The sequence below is a fragment of the Pseudomonadota bacterium genome (genome assembly GCA_010028905.1).
Classification (GTDB): Bacteria; Vulcanimicrobiota; Xenobia; order RGZZ01; family RGZZ01; genus RGZZ01.
In genome coordinates this window covers 1-2,112 of record RGZZ01000677.1, presented here as the reverse complement: position 1 = coordinate 2,112, position 2,112 = coordinate 1, and the positions used below count along the sequence as shown (strand labels likewise).

Annotated in this window: 4 protein-coding genes; 3 read left to right on the top strand and 1 reads right to left on the bottom strand. The window is 63.7% G+C overall.

Annotation, left to right across the window (positions count from 1 at the left end; translation table 11 throughout):
* The coding region (locus EB084_24250) for a VCBS repeat-containing protein (protein ID NDD31375.1) at positions 1–398 on the top strand (398 nt) is incomplete at its 5' end.
* A gap of 51 nt (positions 399–449) precedes the next feature.
* Here the strand turns inward: EB084_24250 and EB084_24245 are convergent.
* Positions 450–980 (bottom strand): hypothetical protein, encoded by a 531-nt coding sequence (locus EB084_24245; GenBank protein ID NDD31374.1) that lies wholly within the window; start codon positions 978–980, stop codon positions 450–452.
* On the opposite strand from EB084_24245, the gene EB084_24240 reads away from it, so the two are divergent.
* On the top strand, positions 794–1,324 hold the full coding sequence (locus EB084_24240; GenBank protein ID NDD31373.1) for a hypothetical protein: 531 nt from the start codon (positions 794–796) through the stop codon (positions 1,322–1,324). The genes EB084_24245 and EB084_24240 overlap by 187 nt on opposite strands.
* Positions 1,325–1,642: 318 nt before the next feature.
* Positions 1,643–1,906, top strand: a complete 264-nt coding sequence (locus EB084_24235; protein ID NDD31372.1) for a hypothetical protein — start codon at positions 1,643–1,645, stop codon at positions 1,904–1,906.
* Positions 1,907–2,112: the final 206 nt, after the last annotated feature.

The window sequence follows — 2,112 nt, the reverse complement described above, 5'->3', positions numbered from 1 at the left end:
TCACCACCGCCGACGTCAACGGCGACGGCTACATCGATGTCGTCGTCTCCAACTTCATCAGCAACAACGTGTCGGTGCTGCTGGGCAACGGCAACGGCACCTTCACTCCCCTGACGGCCATTCCCGCGGCACCGGGGGCAGCCCCCACTACCGTGAGCATCGGCGACCTCAACGCCGACGGCAAGCCCGACATCGTCTACGGCTATGGCGACACGAGCATCTGGGTGCTCCTGGGCAACGGAGATGGTACATTCGACGCCGGAAAGAACTTCATCGGGGGTAACTATCCCTCTTTCGGCAACTCTATCGCCCTCGCTGACCTCAACAAAGACGGCAAGATCGACATCGTCACGACCAGTCTAAATGATGGGGCCGTCTCGGTGCTGCTCCACGAGTGACGCAGCTCTGAGGCGCTCAACCTCCGTCGGTCGAAAGACGCGAAGACGATCCTACGCGTCAGCGGCCCGCTCGGTCCACACCACGATGTCGTCGACCGCAGCGCCACGGCTGCGAACCTTGTCATCGGTGATCACGCGGAAGCGCACGAGAGCCCGTGTCCCAGCGAGATCAGAGACGTCGAGCCGCTGCGTCGACCAGTCGCCGCGATCGGTGTAACGCGCCCGCTCGGTCCATTGCTTGCCCCCATCTGCGCTGGTCTCCACCAGAAGGAAATCGTGACGTCGTTCGAGGTTGTACGACACGGAGAACTCGAGCAGGGCCGACCGCGCCTTCGCTAGATCGAGGGTCGGCGAGGTAAGCGAGGCGTCGAGCCCGTTGGGGAGCAGCTCGTCAGATCGGGCCGCCCACACCGAACCGCGTGAGGCGTCACGCTGCGGCTGGCAGGGCAGGTCGACCTTCCAGCCCGCTGCCGAGGCCTCGCGATCGGCGAAAGCCGCTTGCGCGGCGGGGACCTTCACTGTGGCAAACGCCGTGGGGGTCACGTTCCCCACGTTGTCGTACGCCCGAAGCGCCGCATACATCGTGCGCGGCGTCTCGATGGGGGAGAAAACCGCACGGTCAATCGCTCCGTGGTTCCGGCAGCAGAGGGTTCAGGGGTGCTGAACCGAGGCGCCGCCCCGAACGCCACCTCCCCGGCGCGAGGAGGCCCATCCGTGATGGGGCGATCGGCGATGCGAAGGTCTTTGTCAAGAAAGTGCTGCGCCTGGTCGCCATCTACAACACCGAGGCCAGGCGATACCACGCCTACCTGACCAACGTGCCGCCGGGCGACCTCGTCGCTGCCGACATCGGCGTCATCTACGGCGCGAGATGGCAGGTCGAGCTTATCTTCAAGCAGTTGAAGTCGAACTATCGCATCGAATGACCTGCCGTCGAGCAACCGGTGGATCATGGAGTCGCTCGTCTACGCATCGATTCTCACGATGGTGGTCAGTCGCAAGTTGTGGCGGATGGCTCCAGGGGTATGCGGCGTTCCGTCTCATCGAATCCCACCGTCCCGCTGGGCCTCGGTATTCAGCACCGTAGCGCACATGTTTCTTTGCCTCGCTACTGAACGTTCTACGCGTCTCACCGTTTCTGACATCATCGACACAATGCTCAGGCATGCAGTGGATCCAGACGCCTCACGCCGGCTTACGATGCGGGAGGTGGCCGCTTAACCGCGCACACATGGACGCAACAGCTGTACAAAGTCGAGGAGAGCTGCAAGGAAGCATCGACCGAGCAGCGCCTGCACGCCCGACAGAACCTGTCGAAACCCGTCGTCGACGAGCTGTTCGCGTACCTGCGAGAGCAGCGCGACCGCGCGTTGCTGCTGCCATCCAGCCCATTCACGCAGGCCATCGACTACGCGCTCGAGCGGGAGCAGAAGCTGCGACTCTTCCTCGACGATCCGCGTTTGCAGATCGACACCAACCACATCGAGCGCACGCTCTGGAGCGACTGAAGAGCCGAACTCTCGGTGGCGCGGGTAGCGAGCTGACCCCCATACCGCGCGGGAGTTTCTCGGGTTGACCCCCACCGCCAGTGGGGTTTTCCCAAGACGACCCCCAAACCGCGTGGGGTACCCTACGGCGCCCCGGCGGGGCGCGGGTCTTGTCAGCAACCGGCTCGTCATGCTCGTCATGCGGTCGCACGCTGTCTTTCTTGTCT